Raw genomic sequence first — 16,861 nt, 5'->3', positions numbered from 1 at the left:
TTGATGGGAATTTAAAAATGTCCGGTACAAAAATCCATCCAACTGCTCTTGTGGAGAAGGGAGCGCAGCTTGGTGAGAATGTACAAGTTGGACCGTTTTGTCATATTAGTTCAGATGCTGTTATTGGTGATGGATGCAGTTTGATGAGTCATGTTGTGATAATGGGGAAGACAACGTTAGGAGCCAAGAGTAAAGTATTTTCTCATGCAGTTTTGGGGGGAGATCCGCAAAATAATAAACATAAGGGAGAGGCTACGACTCTTTCGATTGGTAAAAACTGCACGATTCGTGAAGGCGTAACAATGCATAGGGGGTCCGATTCGAGTGTAGGAATAACAGTTGTTGGTGATAATTGCCAATTTTTTTGTTATGCTCATATCGCTCATGATTGCCATGTAGGGAATCATGTAACATTCGCAAATAATGCGATGATAGCTGGTCATGTTATTATTGGTGATTATGTGATTATTGGTGGGGGTGCTGCTGTGCATCAATTTGTTCGTGTTGGGCATCACGCATTTATTGGTGGTGTATCGGCATTGGTTGGTGATCTCATTCCCTATGGAACAGCTGTTGGGGTACAGGCAAAACTTGCTGGCCTCAATATTATTGGCATGAAGCGTGCAGGACTTGAGCGTCAAGATATTCATGCACTCCGTCATGCGGTTGCCATGCTTTTTGATCATAGCAAACCATTTAAAGAGCGTGTCAGTGATGTTGCTTCTTTCTATTCTTCTTCTCAGTCTGTTCTTGATATAGTTAATTTTATTAAGGAAGAAGGAAAACGTTTTTATTGTACACCAAAATTTGAAGGTGATAGAATAAAAGAACATAGGGATTAAAAATGCTTATTTGGGGAGCCAGAAGTTTTCTTTCCGGCCGTACTGCTATTATAGCAGGAAATGGTGTTCTACCGATTACTGTTGCGCAGGCTCTTGAGAAGAATGGAGAGAATCCTTTTCTTGTGCTTTTGCGTGGTGAGGCAGATTCTGCTCTTTATCGCTATGAGCATTGCGAGCTATCAATTGTGGAGTTAGCGCGACTCGTTAAAATCTTAAAAGAGGCTAGAGTTTATAATGTTGTTTTGGCAGGTGGTGTGAAAAAGCGCCCACTTCTTAAACAATTGCGGTTGGACTGGACAACATTTTTAGCTCTCCCTAAGTTAATCGGAGCTTTGAAGAGAGGGGATGATGCGTTATTAAAAGTTTTTATACGGATTATTGAAACGTATGGTTTTCGTGTTGTTGGTGCTCACGAGATAGTCGCAGATCTTTTAGCTCCCATAGAGTTTGATTTAACAGTGCGGCGTGCTACGCAAAAAGAGAAAAAAGATATTTTTTTAGCAGCAGAAGCAGCAAAGCTTTTAGGTCAATTAGATATCGGGCAAGCCGTTGTTGTTGTCCAAGGAAGGGTGGTTGCACTGGAGGGCGCTGAGGGAACTGATAATATGTTATGGCGTGTTTGTGAAATGCGAGAAAGAGGGCAAATTCCCCTTAAAGGTGGCGTTCTTGTAAAATGTGCAAAACCACAACAGGATAATCGCGTTGATTTACCATCAATTGGGCCCGCGACAATAATGAATATTGCAAAAAGTGGTTTATCTGGTGTTGCAGTGGAGGCAAATAGAAGTCTAATATTATCGGTGAAAACAACAATAGAAAAAGCCAACAAATATTCTCTATTTATAGAGACATTTGAAAAGTTTGCTCATGAATAATTGTTTCTTAAAGATTGCTGTGGTTTTAGGGGAGGAATCTGGTGATTTACTTGCGTCCGATTTAATTTCTTGTTTATCACAACAAACAGGACGCAATATTCATTTGATTGGTGTTGGGGGGAGGCATTTAAAGGCATTAGGTTTAAAAAGCTTTTTTGATTCCCATGATATTGCTTTAATAGGTTTAAAGGAGGTGTTGAAAAAACTACCATTATTGTTGCTACATATTCGCAATTTATCCAAATTTATTGCACAAGAACAACCTGATTGCCTCATTATTATTGATAGTCCTGATTTCACGCATCGTGTTGCAAAAAAGGTGCGCGTTTTAGCGCCTTCTATTCCTATCATTAAATATGTTGCACCAACCGTTTGGGCATGGCGTCCAGAGCGCGCTAAAGCTATGCGCAAATTTGTTGACCATGTTTTAGCGGTTTTTCCTTTTGAAGAAAAGATTATGCAAGATTTGGGTGGTCCTCCCACGACTTATGTTGGACATCGTCTTTTGACATATCCTCCCCTTTTGATAGTTCAGTCAGAAAAAAAATGCCAATTAGAACAAAGAAATTTGAGCGATACACAAACATCATCGCCTACATTAGTTATTTTGCCAGGATCACGCAATTTAGAAATTCGTTCTTTAATGCCTATTTTTCGAGAAACAGTAGAGATTCTTGTACAACGTATTCCTCATTTACGTATTATTTTACCAACCTTACCACGTTTAGCGGATAAAATTCGTGATTTTGTACAAGGCTGGAAAAGCAAAGTGGAAATTGTAGTTGGTGAAGATGCAAAATGGCGTGCTTTTACACAAGCAGATGTTGCACTTGCAGCATCTGGAACGGTTTCACTTGAATTAGCATTAGCTAAAATTCCAACAGTCCTTTGCTATAAACTTGATCGTTTTTCTAAATTCTTTATTTTCTCTAAAATAATTTTATGGAGTGCAGCTCTTCCCAATATTATTTCTGATAAGCCTATTGTACCGGAATATTTTGATGAATTTTTACGCCCAGGTATGTTAGCAAGACAAGTAGAACAACTTTTGTTTAATCCTTTAATACGACAGGCACAACTCGATGCCTTTGAGATGGTAGAACAGAAAATGAAAACTGAAGTACCATCGGGGGTTGTTGGCGCACAAACAATTATCACTCTTTTAAAAAGCAGGAATAAAATTGTATAAATAAAGCAATATGTTAATGATTAATATTTAATTTTAGCAAGAAAATTACAAGCACGTTGGCTTTTAGGATTAGTAAAAAATTCTTCAGAGGCTGTATCTTCAACAATTTTTCCATTTTCTAGAAAGAGTATTCTTTCTGAGACTTTACGTGCGAAGCCCATTTCATGGGTAACACAAAGCATTGTGATCCCTGTATCGGCCAATCGAGCCATCACGTCTAAAACTTCTCCTACACTTTCTGGATCAAGAGCAGAGGTTGGTTCATCAAAAAGCATGACTTCAGGTTCCATACAAAGTGCACGGGCAATCGCAACACGTTGCTGTTGCCCACCAGAAAGTTGTAAAGGATATTTTTCACAGTGTTTTTCAATACCAACATGCGTTAAGTAGCGAATTGCCCGTTCTTGTGCTTGTTGTTTGGAAAGTCCTTGAACTGTCATAGGTGCTAAAATACAATTTTGTATAACGCTCATGTGGGGAAATAAATTAAAATTCTGAAAGACCATTCCTATCTTACGAAGAACATTTTTTTGCTGTTGTATAGGAGCGGTATGGATATCAACATTATGGATACAGATTGAACCCTTTTGTGCTTGTTCTAATTGATTAATACAACGGATTAACGTTGATTTTCCTGATCCCGATGGTCCACAAATAACGATATGTTCACCAGCTTGAACATTAAAGTTGATATCATGTAGGACCTGAAAGTTTCCATACCATTTATTTAGATTTCGAATAGAGATCACAGGGTTTTTACAGGGAGAGATCGATTTATTATTTTTCAAATTCATCTTATTTTATTCTTTCATTGATGAATAACTTGATTAATTCAACATTTTTGTTTGTAAAGTTTTTTATGATCATTTTATTTACCGTAAATATCGAGTGAGGCGCTGTTCGATAAAAACAATAAAACGATGAATGAGTTCAACGATAAAGAGATAGATAAGAGCAGCCCAAACGTAAACTTGAAAATCGAAAGTCCGTGAATAAGTGAGTTTAGCAACCCCCATTAAATCATAAACAGTAATAAGTGAGGCAAGAGCACTGGATTTAATCATTAAAATCAACTCATTTCCTAGGGGGCGTAATGCTACAATCATTGCTTGTGGAAGAATAACTCTAAAAAATGTGACAGAGTTGCTTAGACCTAAAGCTTTTGATGCTTCACGTTGCCCAATTGTTACGGATAGAAAACTTCCTTTAAAGATCTCAGATTGATAGGCAGCAGAATTGAGAGTAAAAATAAAAAGACAACAATACCACGCGTTTTGAAAAAACCACCACAAACCAACCTGCTGCCAGAAGTCATTCATTGAACCAAGTCCATAATAAAAAAGGAAGAGTTGAGCTAATAAAGGAGAGCCACGGAAAAAATAGACATAAGCATTTGCACAATACTGTAAAAATGTATTTTTTGATAAACGTGCAAAAGCGATAAGCATACCAAGAAAAAAACCAAGAGAACAAGAAATAGAAACAAGCTCAACAGTAACAATAAAGCCATTAATAAATTTTGGCCCATGATGGCTTAAAAGATCAGGATTGAAAAGGAAATAAAGCCACTCAGGAATCATTGCCGTAGCACCTTTTTATCGCCTATTTGAGCGTATGTTTCCAAATGGCGTAAGATTGCCGTAAAAACCGCTGAAAATAACAAATAGAGTAAGCATGCTACAAGATAAAATAGCATGGGTTTATTGGTAGCAGCGACAGCTAAGTTCGTTTGTCGCATGAGGTCAACAAGTGCGATGGTTGAAACAAGGGATGTATCTTTCAGTAAAGTAAGCCAATTATTAGAAAGTCCTGGCAAGGCATTTCGGATGAGCTGAGGGAAGACAATACGAAAAAATGTGGTTGACCGTGAAAGGCCTAAAGCTTTAGCCGCTTCATATTGGCCTTTATCAAAAATATTAAATGCTCCAAGCCAAACTTCACAAGAAAAAGCTGCAAGAACCATACTAAGCGCAAGAACACCAGCAACAAAAGCATTGATACTGAACATGATTTCAAAATTAAAATAGTCAAAGACATTCTGAATAAGGCTTTGTAATCCGTAGTAAACTAAAAACAAAGTTAAAAGCTCTGGTAGTCCACGAAATACAGTTGAAAAGAGGCGTGCAATCGCTTTGGCCATTTTAATATTGGATCGAATCATCACTGCATTTAGAAGACCTAGAGGAAGTCCTAGAAGTCCACAACATAATGCCAATGACAATGTCATTCCTGCACTAGAAAGTATAACCGCTCCCCATCCACCATTGCTAAATGATAGCAATGCTAAATTTTCAATCATTCTTGTGTTCCTCATGAAAGAGTTAGATAATATTTTTTAGAAATAACTAGCGGGTTTCATTTAAACATCATATTGATATTTAATAGATCTCACTTGTAAAATATTTTCTCATAATTTTCTCATAAGTTCCATCTAAACGGATTTCTTTTAGCGCCTTATTGAACTTATTTTTAAGATCATTATTATTTTGACGCAGTGCAATTGCAACAGGAAATTTTGTTTCTTCTAGAGTTCCAAGGAGGAGACAGCAATCTTTTCCTTCATTTTTAAGCCAATTTAATGCTTGTAATTTATCAACAATAATCACATCAAGTCGATGATTTAAAAGGTCACGATTCACTTCTATTGTGGAAGGGTAGAGTTTGATTTTTACCTCTTCAGAAGCATAATGATCTTCTGCATAGAAAGCTTGTGTTGTATTTGATTGTACACCAAGATTTTTACCTCTAAAGTCTTGTGTTGAGATTTTTTTAATTCCCGAAGCTTTGGTAACAATAACAGCCAGTGCTGTATCGTAGTAAGGATCTGTGAAGTCAATTTTTTGTAAGCGCTCTTGTGTGAGAGAGAGGGAGGCAACGATAGCATCATATTTTTTTGCAATAAGTCCAGGAATCATTCCCTCGAAGTCTTGTGTGACAACAGTACACTCAACATTCATTTTTTTACAAAGTGCATAAGATATATCAATATCAAGTCCCTGCAATTTATTATTTGAGTCAATATAACTAAAGGGAGGGTAGGTGCCTTCACTCGCAATTTTTAATGTTTTCGCATCAGCCAATTGGGTGAATAGTGCGGCGCTTATTATAAGAGCTCCTGCTAATAGTTTCATGATGTTCTCCTATTGGATAAGCGGGCAAATATGAAATCACTATGTTTTTATAATCTGTAAGCTTTTTTGGAGCAATTCAAAAATTTATTGATGTTTATTTTAGATCATTATGTTGGACATTATTATCAAAAAAATTATCTTTTTTATTGATAAAAAAAGAATAAATATCTTATTGCTTGTATGATAGGTTAATTTTCACGAAATGATTGATTTGAATCATTTCATGAATAAAAACTAAAGATTTTTCTTGAAAGTAAGGCTATTCAATTTGAACATAAAGAAAAATTAGATTTTGATACGATAAAATACAACCTTATTGTTGTCATTACATTCTATAAAATGTTTAGATATCGAGAAACAATTAAAGTTATTTTGATAAATGTAAATTTTCTTATAAAAATGCCGAATTTCCAATTATATTTGCATGTCCAATAAAGAGTTAAAAAATACTCCTTAAATATAAAAACTGAACTTTAATTCATAGTGATATCTAATCGATATCGAAAGTAAAATACTTTTTCATAATTTTTTCATAGGTCCCATCGGCGTGGATTTCTTCTATTGCTTTATTAAAACTGTTTTTAAGATCATTATTATTTTGACGGAGTGCAATTGCAACAGGAAATTTTGTTTCTTCTAGAGTTCCTAGGAGGATACAACAATCTTTTCCTTCATTTTCAAGCCAATTTAATGCTTTTAATTTATCAAAGATAATGATATCAAGCCGATGGCTTAAAAGATCACGATTAGCTTCTATTGCTGTAGGATAAAGTTTGATATTCACTCCTTCAGAGGCATAATGATCTTCCGCGTATGCAGCTTGTGTTGTATTCGATTGTACTCCAAGATTTTTACCTCTAAAGTTTTGTGTTGAGATTTCTTTAATTCCAGAATTTTTAGTAACGATAACAGCGAGTACAGTATTGTAGTAAGGATCTGTAAAATCAATTTTTTGTAAGCGCTCTTTTGTAGGAGAAAGGGAAGAAACGATAGCATCGTATTTTTTGGCAAGAAGACCGGGAATCATCCCCTCGAAGTCTTGTGTGACAATAGCACATTCAACATTCATTTTTTTACAAAGCGCATAAGATATATCAATATCAAACCCTTGAAGTTCGTTATTTGAGTTAATATAACTAAATGGCGGGTAAGAAGCATCGCTTGCAATTTTCAGCGTTTGAGAATTGGCCGATAGGGTAAACAGTGTTGCACTTATTATAAGAGCTCCTGCTAATAATTTCATTATGTTCTCCTATTAGATAAGCTGGCAAATATGAAACCATCATGCATTTTTATAATCTGTAAGCTCTTTTGGAGCAATGTAAAAAAATTATCTGTGTTCATTTTGCTATCATTATGCTGGATATCATTATCAAAAAAAATGATTTATTCTTATTAAGTATGGGAATAAAAAATACAGGAAAGAAGTAAACCCCTTGTTGATTATATGATGATTTTTAATAATTTTATTTAAAAATCAATAAGTTACCTTAAAATGGAAATTATTAACTTAAATACAAAGAAAACTTCAGCTCTTAAAAGGATAAAATGTAAAGTATTTTTATTCTAATCTACTTGAATGGGGATAAGAAGTTTTTGGCATTTTAAAGAAGCACGTAATGTAAACCTTTTGCAATTTTATCTGGAGAAAATAGAAAGTAAAATTCTGACATTGTTAGATTTTAATATGTAATAAGGTTTTTAAACATGAGGGAATGACAAGGGATACACTTTCATTAAAGATAATGAGAATTATAAGGTAAAATTTTCAATTTCTTTTTGCTAAATGTTTGGCTAATTTGCAGAAGAGTATTATCAATTTAAAACTTAGAATTTTTTAGTAAATTTTTATGATGACGTTACCTATGTAGAGTTTTAAAATCACGTTTTATAAAAATTCTTAAAGGATGTTTTGGGATTATTTTCAATAAAGCTTCAGTAAACTGAAGCTTTATTGATTTTTTTTAATTTGCACGTTCATCTATAGGAACATAGTCACGCATAGCATAGCCTGTGTAGAGTTGTCGAGGACGACCAATTTTTTGTGCAGGGTCCTCAATCATTTCTTTCCATTGTGCCACCCACCCGACACTGCGCGCCAATGCAAAAAGAACAGTAAACATTTCAGTTGGAAAACCTAGAGCTTTTAATGTAATGCCGGAATAGAAATCAACATTGGGATAAAGCTTTTTCTCAATAAAATATTCATCACTTAAGGCAATTTTTTCAAGTTCTATTGCAACATCAAGAAGCGGGTCATCTTGAATGTTGAGTTCTTTTAAAACTTCATGACAGGTTTTTTGCATGATTTTTGCACGTGGATCATAATTTTTATAGACACGGTGCCCAAAGCCCATAAGGCGGAAAGGATCATTTTTATCTTTTGCACGTGAAATAAATTCAGGAATTCTTTCAATAGAACCTATTTCTTGTAGCATTTTTAGACATGCTTCATTGGCTCCACCATGCGCTGGTCCCCAAAGGCAAGCAACACCTGCAGCGATACATGCAAACGGATTAGCACCTGATGATCCTGCAAGACGTACCGTAGATGTAGAAGCATTTTGTTCATGATCTGCATGAAGGATAAAGATTTGATCCATCGCCTGAGCAAGAACAGGGTTTGTTTTATATTCTTCACAAGGAACAGCAAAGCACATACGGAGGAAATTTGCAGCATAACTAAGATCATTACGTGGATAAACAAATGCTTGTCCGATACTGTATTTATAGGCCATAGCAGCAAGCGTTGGAACTTTTGAGATAAGACGAACAGAAGCAATCATTCTCTGGTGAGGATCTGTAATATCAATAGAGTCGTGATAGAACGCAGACATAGCGCCAAGGCAGGCAACCATGACGGCCATAGGATGAGAATCACGGCGGAAGCCATGGAAGAAGCGTGCAAACTGTTCGTGTACCATGGTATGCTGCATAATACATCGATCAAATTCATTTTTTTCTTGCTGTGTTGGGAGTTCACCATAAAGTAAAAGATAACAACTTTCGAGAAAGTCTCCTTTTTCAGCTAATTGATCAATAGGATAACCACGATAAAGCAATATGCCTTTATCACCGTCGATATAAGTAATTTTTGATTCACAAGAAGCTGTTGAAGTAAAACCAGGATCATAAGTAAAAATATCGGCTTTTTTGTAGAGAGAAGCAATTTCAATGACTTCAGGTCCACTCGTGCCTTTACGCAAGGGAAGCTCTACTTTTTTATCATTCATAATAATATATGCGTTATTCTCAGACATTCGGTATTCCTTTCAGATCCTTCACTTCTAAAAAATAAGACTCTGCTTCATCAGAGTAGGGGATGTATAACTGAAGCTTTTCTTACATATGTTTAAGGGTAGATTGCCTCTAAAAGTGAGTACATGCAATTTAAAATATTTCCTTATTGATCATTATTACTCAATAAAAAATGTATTTCAATGATATAACATAAAAAACTCTTCTAGAGCGCGTTGAGATATCTGTATAGATATCTATTTGAAGAAATATACTCAGTACACATTATGAGCATATTGTTGTGATAAGTTGATCCTTGATGCGATGAAGGGATTCATCGCGTCCTAACAAAATAAGAACATCCAAAACACCTGGTGATGTTGCACATCCTGTAAGAGCTGCGCGAAGTGGTTGGGCGATAGATCCAAATTTGAGATTCTGTGTTTGTATACAAGAGCGAAGTGTTTCATCTAGAATTTTTGTATCCCAAGAGGGGCAAGCTTTCAGGGCAAGATAAAGATCATTTAAAATGGTCCGGCCATTTTTATCTAAGAGCATTTGTGCTTTTTCATCAAGTTGTAAAGGTCGTTGCGTAAAAATGAAGGAGGCATTGTCAATCAGTTCGCACAGTGTTTTTGAACGTTCTTTCAAATGCGGGATTGCTTTTAAGAATTGAACACGGCGTTTTTCATCAAGTCTTTCAATAATTTGTGCTCCCCTATCGGTTTCTGGTAGAATATTAAGAGCGGCATCAAAAAGTTCTTGATCATTACTCATGCGCATATAGTGTCCGTTGATGGAATCGAGCTTTTTGAGATCAAAACGAGCAGCACCTTTGTTAATATCCTCAATGTCAAACCAAGAAATCATATCTTTAAGCGACATCAGTTCGTCATCACCATGACTCCAACCTAAACGGACAAGGTAATTGCGCAAAGCAGCAGGAAGATATCCCATTGTTCGGTAGGCATCAACACCGAGTGCACCATGCCGCTTTGATAATTTTGCACCGTTTTCACCATGGATAAGAGGAATATGTGCCATAACAGGAATATCCCATCCCATTGCCTTAAAGATGATCATTTGTCGGGCAGCATTGGTAAGATGATCATCCCCACGTATAATATGTGTGATGCCCATATCATGATCATCAACGACAACAGCATGCATATAAGTAGGCGAACCATCAGAACGCAAAATAATAAAGTCATCGAGATCTTTATTAGGAAAACGAACATCACCTTGAACACGATCATGTACAATCGTTTCTCCATCTTCAGGGGCTTTGATGCGAATAACAGGCTTAACACCTTTAGGAGCTTCAGAACAATCACGGTCCCGCCAACGTCCATCATAACGTGGTGGGCGCCCTTCTGCACGGGCTTTTTCACGCATTTCAGCTAACTCCTCAGGTGAAGCATAACAATAATATGCTTTGCCGTTTTTGACCAACTGTTCGGCGATTTGGCGGTGACGTTCAGCACGTTCAAATTGCGAAATAGGGGTGCCATCATAACTAAGCCCCATCCAGTGCAAGCCATCTATAATAGCTTTTACAGCTGCTTCTGTTGAGCGCTCTCGGTCTGTATCTTCAATTCGTAAAAGCATTTTTCCACCGGTATGTTTTGCATAAAGCCAATTAAAAAGAGCAGTACGAGCGCCACCAATATGAAGGAAGCCAGTGGGTGAAGGGGCAAAACGAGTAATAACAGACACGAAATATTTTCCTTTAAACTGAGATATTACTTATAGAACTTTATAGAAAAATCATGTTAGCATAGGTGATGGGGTGTGCAATAGCCATATTGCGAGTTAAAGTGGGGGGCGGATATTTTATCAAAGTAAAGTTAAAGAGGGCTTATCCGAAAAATCTGTTACAGAAAGAGAAAAGCCATGTCAAATAGGGCAGAGTGTTTTTTCTAGATATGATGATGCAAAGAACGGCAGTTATAACCAACAAAAACTTTTTTTTATTGACGCTCTCAAAAGAAGTCATCATTCGTTTTCGCAAATGGCTAGAAGATTGTATCAATAAAGAAGTTTCTTTTGGTATTCTTTTTTCGCTGATTTTAGTCTTTTTTGCCCTAGGAATCATTTTTTATTTTCATTTAGAGTGGGAGCCAAGTTGGGGACAATTGGGGGCGTTGGTCAGTATTTTTCTGGGAATATTCTATATTGCACGTTTTTATCAAAAAATATGGATTCCTGTGGGATTTTTGTTTTGTATTATATTGGGTGCTTTGGCGGCAAAAATAGAAACGTGGCGTATTGCAACACCCATGTTAAGCAGTGACATTGTCACCACATTGACGGGAAGAATTGTTTCTATTGAGTCAGGCACCAAAGGGGGATTTCGTTTAGTTTTGGATGTTTTGAGTACAGAAAAGCCCATATTATGCCATAGTCTTCATCGTATTCGTTTATCGGCAAGATATTTGCCATCTGGCTTAGCAATTGGTGATGGACTATATGGGAAAGTTAAGATTCGTGCATTTTCTGGGCCAGTGCGTCCAGGAGGCTACGATTTTAGTTTTCATAATTATTTTAAAAGAATTGGGGCACAAGGCGTTTATTTAGGAAAACCAAGAAAAATATCGGTTTCGCAGCCTGATGGAATATTCGCTATCATTCTACAGAAAATTGAAAATTTACGCACGAAGATGACACAAAGAATCCGTATAGCACTTGAAGGAGAAAAGGGGAGTGTAGCTGCTGCTCTCATAACAGGGCAGCGTGCTGGCATTTCAAATGAGACAAATGAAGCATTACGTACGGCTGGATTAGCCCATATTTTATCAATATCCGGTTTACATATGGCGTTGTTAAGCGGCATAGTTCTTTTGAGTATCCGTAGTTTTTTAGCATTTTTTCCAGTTTTTTCTTCCTATTATTCCAGTAAAAAATTTGCTGCTATCGTTGCGTTTATGATAACAGCTTTTTATTTGTTATTGTCGGGCTTAGCAATATCAGCGCAAAGAAGTTTTGTGATGATTGCTGTTATGTTGGTTGCTATATTGTGTAATCGCTCTGCTATAACAATGCGTAATTTTTCTATTGCAGGGTTGATAACTCTGGCGATGACACCCCATGAAATATTAGGTCCTAGCTTTCAAATGTCCTTTTCTGCGACTGCTGCTTTGATCGCTTTTTTTGATTGGTGGAGTGGAAGATCATTTTTTCGTAAAAGAAAAACAACACCCTCTTATGTTGGAGGAGGAGTGATAAATTTTGCTTTCTTATCGATGCTTTCAACATGTGCTTCTTCCCTTGTTGCAGGGAGTGCAAGTGGAATTTATGCTGCGTATCATTTTTCTAATACGGCATCTTTGAGCATTATCAGTAATGCTTTTGCTTTGCCTGTCATTTCAATTTTCGTCATTCCTTTTGGATTAATTGCAGTCCTCGCAATGTTAGGAGGATTCGAATGGCTCCCCCTTCAAATTATGGGGTTTGGTGTTGATCTTGTGATAAAGATTGCGCATGTTATCAAGGCTATTTCTCCTGATTTGAATCCTGGTTTTATGCCGTTATCTGCGTTGGTTTTATTGAGTATAGGCTTGGTTGGACTGACTTTTTGCAAAACACTCATCCGGCTCTTTTTTAGTTTGTTTATTTTGGCTGGTATTTCTATTTGCGTAATGCATTCACCTGTACAACTGATTATAGCAGATAATATGCGTCTCGTGGGCGTTATCCATGATAAAAAATTATATATTGATCGTTACCATATTTCTAAGTTCACGACATCCATATGGAAAAAGTCATTTCGTGTGAATGAAACGATTAAACCAACAAAATATGGTCCTTCGTTGCACGGACAATTTATTTGTGATTATCATGTATGTACGTCATTATTAGAGAATGGATTAAAAGTGGTTGTTTTACAGAGAGAAATAGATCAATGTGTAGAGGCAGATATTCTCATTCATACATTTGTAATGCGTAATCCAACATGTTATAAGAAGGCAAAAATAATATTTACGCCTCAACAATTGTTATCACGAGGAAGCGTTATGATGACCAAAGATGGAGATATTATTTGGTCTTCGCTAGGGTTTCATAGACCATGGAATATGCACAGACAGCATTCATAAAAAATATAATCTATCATATTTTGCTTCACATTTGGATAATGACAAAACAAAAAATAATAGAAGACTCTTCTGATAAAATTTTGCGGTATTTAAATTAGTAAGTTTATCAAAGTTATTGAAACGAGATAATAATCTACAGTTTTCTAGAAATAGATGTTTTTTATATCTGATCATTTTAAATTTTTCAAAAAATTGATATGTGCATCCTATTGATAGCACAAGATAAATCAAAAATTCTTATTGAATGAGAAAAATGCTAACAAATTTTCTCAAAGAAATAAAAAAGATAATTGTTGATTATTCTATTTTATTCTTATCATATATTTCTATAACGAGTAACATCTCTTCAAGCAAAAGATGATGGTAAATTTAAATAGATTGCGTCAAGAGGTTATCTTTTATTATCATTATTATCGGTGGTAATAGGGGTGATAAATGCTGCTTATACGGATAAAAGGCAAAGTTATTCATGAATGTTCCGCAGTTAAAAAAAATGGCAGCTATTAAAGCGCTTGAATTTATTGAAGATGATATGCTGCTTGGTATTGGATCTGGTTCGACAGTCAATGAATTTATTCGTCTTCTTGGTGAACGTGTTGCGGATGGTTTGCGAGTGACTGGTGTTGCTACTTCACGATATTCTGAACAACTCTGTCGTAAGTTCGGAGTGCCTGTTAGCACTTTAGAACAAATACCTGAATTGGATCTTGATATTGACGGAGCAGATGAAATTGGTCCTGAGATGATGCTCATTAAAGGTGGAGGGGGAGCATTGTTGTATGAAAAAATTGTAGCATCGGCATCTCGTGCAATGCTTGTCATTGCTGATGAAACAAAGGTGGTAAAACGACTTGGTGCTTTTGCACTACCAATTGAAGTTAATCCATTTGGTATCCATACAACATGTAGAGCCATCGAAAAAGTCGCTGATGATTTAGGGCTTTCTGGAGAAATTGCATTGCGAATGAATGGAAAAAATCCTTTTGAAACAGATGGGGGGCATTTTATTCTTGATGCATTTTGGGGCTGCATTTTGCAACCAAAACCATTATCGGATGCACTTCTTGCCATTCCTGGTGTTGTTGAGCATGGCCTTTTTTTGGGATTGGCTTCACGTGCAATTGTCGCTATGGCCGATGGTCAAACAAAAATTTTAGAATCTTTTGATCTTTAGAGAAGACAGTTCCATGACAATATGTTAGCACAATACAATAAATCAAAGAGTATTGAAATTTTGAATAAGTAACGCATTTGAATTATAATTAATTATCGGGGTAATCATTAAATGAAAACAATATTTTCTTTTCAGCGTTTTGTCGTATATTTAGGTGTAGTTGCCGTTTTTGTTGTGAATATTGGAATGGCTTATGCACAAGGTGTGAGCGATCAACATTTAGCTTCAGCTAGAAAGGCTATAAGTGCCATTCACGCAACGGATCAGTTTGATAGTTTTTTACCAAATGCGGTAGATGATCTTAAAACTGCACTGATGAGGGATGATCCAAATTTGGCAGAGGCTATTTCTGATATTGTTGATAAGCAGGCGCTTGCTTTAATTAAAAGGCGCTCTGATCTAGAAAAAGAGATTGCTCATGTATATGCAAAATATTTTACTCAAAAAGAGCTTGATGCAATAACAGCATTCTACAGTTCTGATACCGGTAAAAAGTTTTTGACAGAAGTTCCCAATATCGCACGTGATTCTTATTCAGCATTTGATACATGGCGTTCTGCGCTTATGCGGGATTTTGTAGAAAATGTGAAAAAAGAGATGTCTGCAATACTTAATTTGAATAATTCTACTATGCCGACAAATATGCCTATAAAATCAGAATCTTCAGAAAATAAAAAATAGCTTGATTGATATCATGACAACCACTGGGCAATTTCTGATTTTTTTAATAGCGGCGGATTTCCCGCCGTTTTTAATATTTTAATGAGAGTAGGTCTTTTTAGAATACGGCTTTATAAAAAATGCTTATTCAAAAGAAAAAAAGACTTTCATTTGATAATAAATGATCTTAGCCTATTCTTGCAGATACATAAGAAGGAATAATTCGTGGGCTCTTTTGACTTTGATTTATTTGTTATTGGAAGTGGTTCTGGTGGAGTGCGTGCAGCACGGCTTGCTGGAGGACTCGGTAAGCGTGTTGCTATAGCAGAGGAATATCGGATAGGGGGCACTTGTGTTATTCGTGGTTGTGTTCCCAAAAAACTTTATGTTTATGCATCACAATATGTAAAAGAATTTAAGAAAAGTGTTGGTTTTGGGTGGAAATATGCGGATCCAATTTTTAGTTGGGAAAAGTTGGTTGCAGCTAAAAATAAAGAAATATCAAGGTTAGAAGGGCTGTATCGTAAGGGGTTAGAGAATAATAATGTGCATATTTATGAAAGTCGTGCTACTTTTGTAGATGATCACACATTAGAGCTTTCTGCCACGGGTGAGCGGGTAAGTGCAGAAAAAATTTTGATTGCAACAGGGGCAAAAGTTGCACCAAATACTTCCATAGAAGGCGGTGGATTTTGCCTCACTTCTAATGAGATTTTTGACCTTGATCAATTCCCAAAATCAATAGTCATTGTTGGTGGAGGGTATATTGGTGTTGAATTTGCTAATATTTTTCATGAATTAGGTGTAAAAACAACGCTGCTCCATCGTGGTGATTTAATCCTTCGTGGTTTTGATCATGATTTGCGGCAATTGCTCAGCGATGAAATGACTGAAAAAGGGATTTCTATTTTCTACGGCGTAACAATTTCTAAAGTGCAGGCTACAGAAAATTGTTATGAAGTTATTTTATCAAATGGGCAAACGATTAGTGTCGATCAGATTATGTTGGCTACAGGGCGTGTACCAAATACAACGGGTTTAAAACTTGAGCGGGCAGGTGTTCAAGTGGATGAATTTGGTGCAGTTGTTGTTGATGAAAGAATGACAACAAACATACCCCATATTTGGGCTGTTGGTGATGTAACAGGTCATATTCAATTAACACCTGTTGCGATTCATGATGCAATGTGTTTTGTGAAGACTGCGTTTGAGAATATTCCCACGACACCTGATTATGATTTAATTACGACGGCAGTTTTTTCTCAGCCAGAGATTGGAACAGTTGGTCTTTCAGAAGAAGATGCGGTACGTCGTTATAAGCGTCTTGAAATTTATCGTACAGTTTTTCGCCCTATGCGTAATGTTCTTTCTGATAGTTCAGAGAAAATGCTTATGAAACTCATTGTTGATGGTGAAAGCCGTATTGTTGTGGGCGCTCATATTTTGGGGGAAAACGCTGGTGAGATGGCACAGCTTATTGGGATAGCTCTCAAAGGGAAGCTGACGAAGGATATCTTTGATGAAACGATGGCAGTGCATCCAACGATGGCAGAAGAATTGGTAACGATGTATAAACCAAGTTATATATATGAAAATGGGAAGAAAATAGAAAGTTAAACAGCATATATTGTGGTAAAAAGCTTTTGATATGCCAATCTG

General features: G+C 36.3%; 13 protein-coding genes and 1 pseudogene. 7 read left to right on the top strand and 7 right to left on the bottom strand.

The window, feature by feature from the left end:
* The first annotated feature begins 17 nt into the window (after positions 1-17).
* From lpxA to lpxB, 3 genes are read left to right on the top strand one after another with little or no spacing between them, the layout of a single operon-like run.
* Positions 18-842, top strand: a complete 825-nt coding sequence (gene lpxA, locus ACFIKR_RS06030) for an acyl-ACP--UDP-N-acetylglucosamine O-acyltransferase (protein WP_375659225.1) — start codon at positions 18-20, stop codon at positions 840-842.
* 2 nt (positions 843-844) lie between these two features.
* Entirely contained in the window at positions 845-1,717 is an 873-nt protein-coding gene (locus tag ACFIKR_RS06025; protein ID WP_375659224.1) for an LpxI family protein, read from the top strand.
* Positions 1,710-2,906: a lipid-A-disaccharide synthase gene (gene lpxB, locus ACFIKR_RS06020; protein ID WP_375659223.1), complete on the top strand. Its 1,197-nt coding sequence runs from the start codon at positions 1,710-1,712 to the stop codon at positions 2,904-2,906. Before ACFIKR_RS06025 ends, lpxB begins: the two co-directional genes overlap by 8 nt.
* A 20-nt stretch (positions 2,907-2,926) precedes the next feature.
* Here lpxB and ACFIKR_RS06015 read toward each other — a convergent pair whose 3' ends face one another.
* The 7 genes from ACFIKR_RS06015 to gltX all read right to left on the bottom strand — a co-directional run bounded on the left by ACFIKR_RS06015 (position 2,927) and on the right by gltX (position 10,990).
* The gene (locus ACFIKR_RS06015) at positions 2,927-3,700 is read right to left on the bottom strand and encodes an amino acid ABC transporter ATP-binding protein (protein ID WP_375644674.1); all 774 of its coding nucleotides are present in this window, start codon (positions 3,698-3,700) and stop codon (positions 2,927-2,929) included.
* A 78-nt stretch (positions 3,701-3,778) separates the two neighbouring features.
* The gene (locus tag ACFIKR_RS06010) at positions 3,779-4,486 is read right to left on the bottom strand and encodes an ABC transporter permease (RefSeq protein ID WP_375659222.1); all 708 of its coding nucleotides are present in this window, start codon (positions 4,484-4,486) and stop codon (positions 3,779-3,781) included.
* On the bottom strand, positions 4,483-5,205 hold the full coding sequence (locus ACFIKR_RS06005) for an ABC transporter permease (protein ID WP_375659221.1): 723 nt from the start codon (positions 5,203-5,205) through the stop codon (positions 4,483-4,485). Before ACFIKR_RS06005 ends, ACFIKR_RS06010 begins: the two co-directional genes overlap by 4 nt.
* A 79-nt stretch (positions 5,206-5,284) precedes the next feature.
* On the bottom strand, positions 5,285-6,037 hold the full coding sequence (locus tag ACFIKR_RS06000) for a transporter substrate-binding domain-containing protein (protein WP_375659220.1): 753 nt from the start codon (positions 6,035-6,037) through the stop codon (positions 5,285-5,287).
* Between the two features lie 490 nt (positions 6,038-6,527).
* The gene (locus tag ACFIKR_RS05995) at positions 6,528-7,280 is read right to left on the bottom strand and encodes a transporter substrate-binding domain-containing protein (RefSeq protein WP_375659219.1); all 753 of its coding nucleotides are present in this window, start codon (positions 7,278-7,280) and stop codon (positions 6,528-6,530) included.
* A gap of 721 nt (positions 7,281-8,001) precedes the next feature.
* Positions 8,002-9,297, bottom strand: coding sequence for a citrate synthase (gene gltA, locus ACFIKR_RS05990; protein ID WP_375659218.1), 1,296 nt, complete (start codon positions 9,295-9,297; stop codon positions 8,002-8,004).
* 262 nt (positions 9,298-9,559) lie between these two features.
* Complete coding sequence (gltX, locus tag ACFIKR_RS05985) at positions 9,560-10,990, bottom strand: glutamate--tRNA ligase (RefSeq protein WP_375659217.1); 1,431 nt, start codon at positions 10,988-10,990, stop codon at positions 9,560-9,562.
* A gap of 112 nt (positions 10,991-11,102) precedes the next feature.
* On the opposite strand from gltX, the pseudogene ACFIKR_RS05980 reads away from it, so the two are divergent.
* The 4 genes and pseudogenes from ACFIKR_RS05980 to gor all read left to right on the top strand — a co-directional run bounded on the left by ACFIKR_RS05980 (position 11,103) and on the right by gor (position 16,819).
* A pseudogene (locus ACFIKR_RS05980) lies at positions 11,103-13,441 on the top strand (ComEC/Rec2 family competence protein).
* Between the two features lie 396 nt (positions 13,442-13,837).
* On the top strand, positions 13,838-14,542 hold the full coding sequence (gene rpiA / locus ACFIKR_RS05975) for a ribose-5-phosphate isomerase RpiA (RefSeq protein WP_375659216.1): 705 nt from the start codon (positions 13,838-13,840) through the stop codon (positions 14,540-14,542).
* A 111-nt stretch (positions 14,543-14,653) separates the two neighbouring features.
* On the top strand, positions 14,654-15,223 hold the full coding sequence (locus ACFIKR_RS05970) for a DUF2059 domain-containing protein (protein WP_375659215.1): 570 nt from the start codon (positions 14,654-14,656) through the stop codon (positions 15,221-15,223).
* 204 nt (positions 15,224-15,427) lie between these two features.
* Positions 15,428-16,819: a glutathione-disulfide reductase gene (gor, locus tag ACFIKR_RS05965; RefSeq protein ID WP_375659214.1), complete on the top strand. Its 1,392-nt coding sequence runs from the start codon at positions 15,428-15,430 to the stop codon at positions 16,817-16,819.
* Positions 16,820-16,861: the final 42 nt, after the last annotated feature.

Source organism: Bartonella sp. MR30HLJHH (assembly GCF_042194195.1).
GTDB lineage: Bacteria > Pseudomonadota > Alphaproteobacteria > Rhizobiales > Rhizobiaceae > Bartonella > Bartonella grahamii.
Note: the sequence above shows the minus strand (reverse complement) of the source record. Positions and strands in the feature narration are given on the sequence as shown.

Coding starts and splice junctions, on each gene's coding strand:
- gltA (WP_375659218.1), bottom strand. CDS start 9,297: ATGTCTGAGAATAACGCATATATTATTATGAATGATAAAAAAGTAGAG.
- lpxB (WP_375659223.1), top strand. CDS start 1,710: ATGAATAATTGTTTCTTAAAGATTGCTGTGGTTTTAGGGGAGGAATCT.
- lpxA (WP_375659225.1), top strand. CDS start 18: ATGTCCGGTACAAAAATCCATCCAACTGCTCTTGTGGAGAAGGGAGCG.
- ACFIKR_RS06005 (WP_375659221.1), bottom strand. CDS start 5,205: ATGATTGAAAATTTAGCATTGCTATCATTTAGCAATGGTGGATGGGGA.
- rpiA (WP_375659216.1), top strand. CDS start 13,838: ATGAATGTTCCGCAGTTAAAAAAAATGGCAGCTATTAAAGCGCTTGAA.
- ACFIKR_RS06000 (WP_375659220.1), bottom strand. CDS start 6,037: ATGAAACTATTAGCAGGAGCTCTTATAATAAGCGCCGCACTATTCACC.
- ACFIKR_RS05970 (WP_375659215.1), top strand. CDS start 14,654: ATGAAAACAATATTTTCTTTTCAGCGTTTTGTCGTATATTTAGGTGTA.
- ACFIKR_RS06010 (WP_375659222.1), bottom strand. CDS start 4,486: ATGATTCCTGAGTGGCTTTATTTCCTTTTCAATCCTGATCTTTTAAGC.
- ACFIKR_RS06015 (WP_375644674.1), bottom strand. CDS start 3,700: ATGAATTTGAAAAATAATAAATCGATCTCTCCCTGTAAAAACCCTGTG.
- ACFIKR_RS05995 (WP_375659219.1), bottom strand. CDS start 7,280: ATGAAATTATTAGCAGGAGCTCTTATAATAAGTGCAACACTGTTTACC.
- ACFIKR_RS06025 (WP_375659224.1), top strand. CDS start 845: ATGCTTATTTGGGGAGCCAGAAGTTTTCTTTCCGGCCGTACTGCTATT.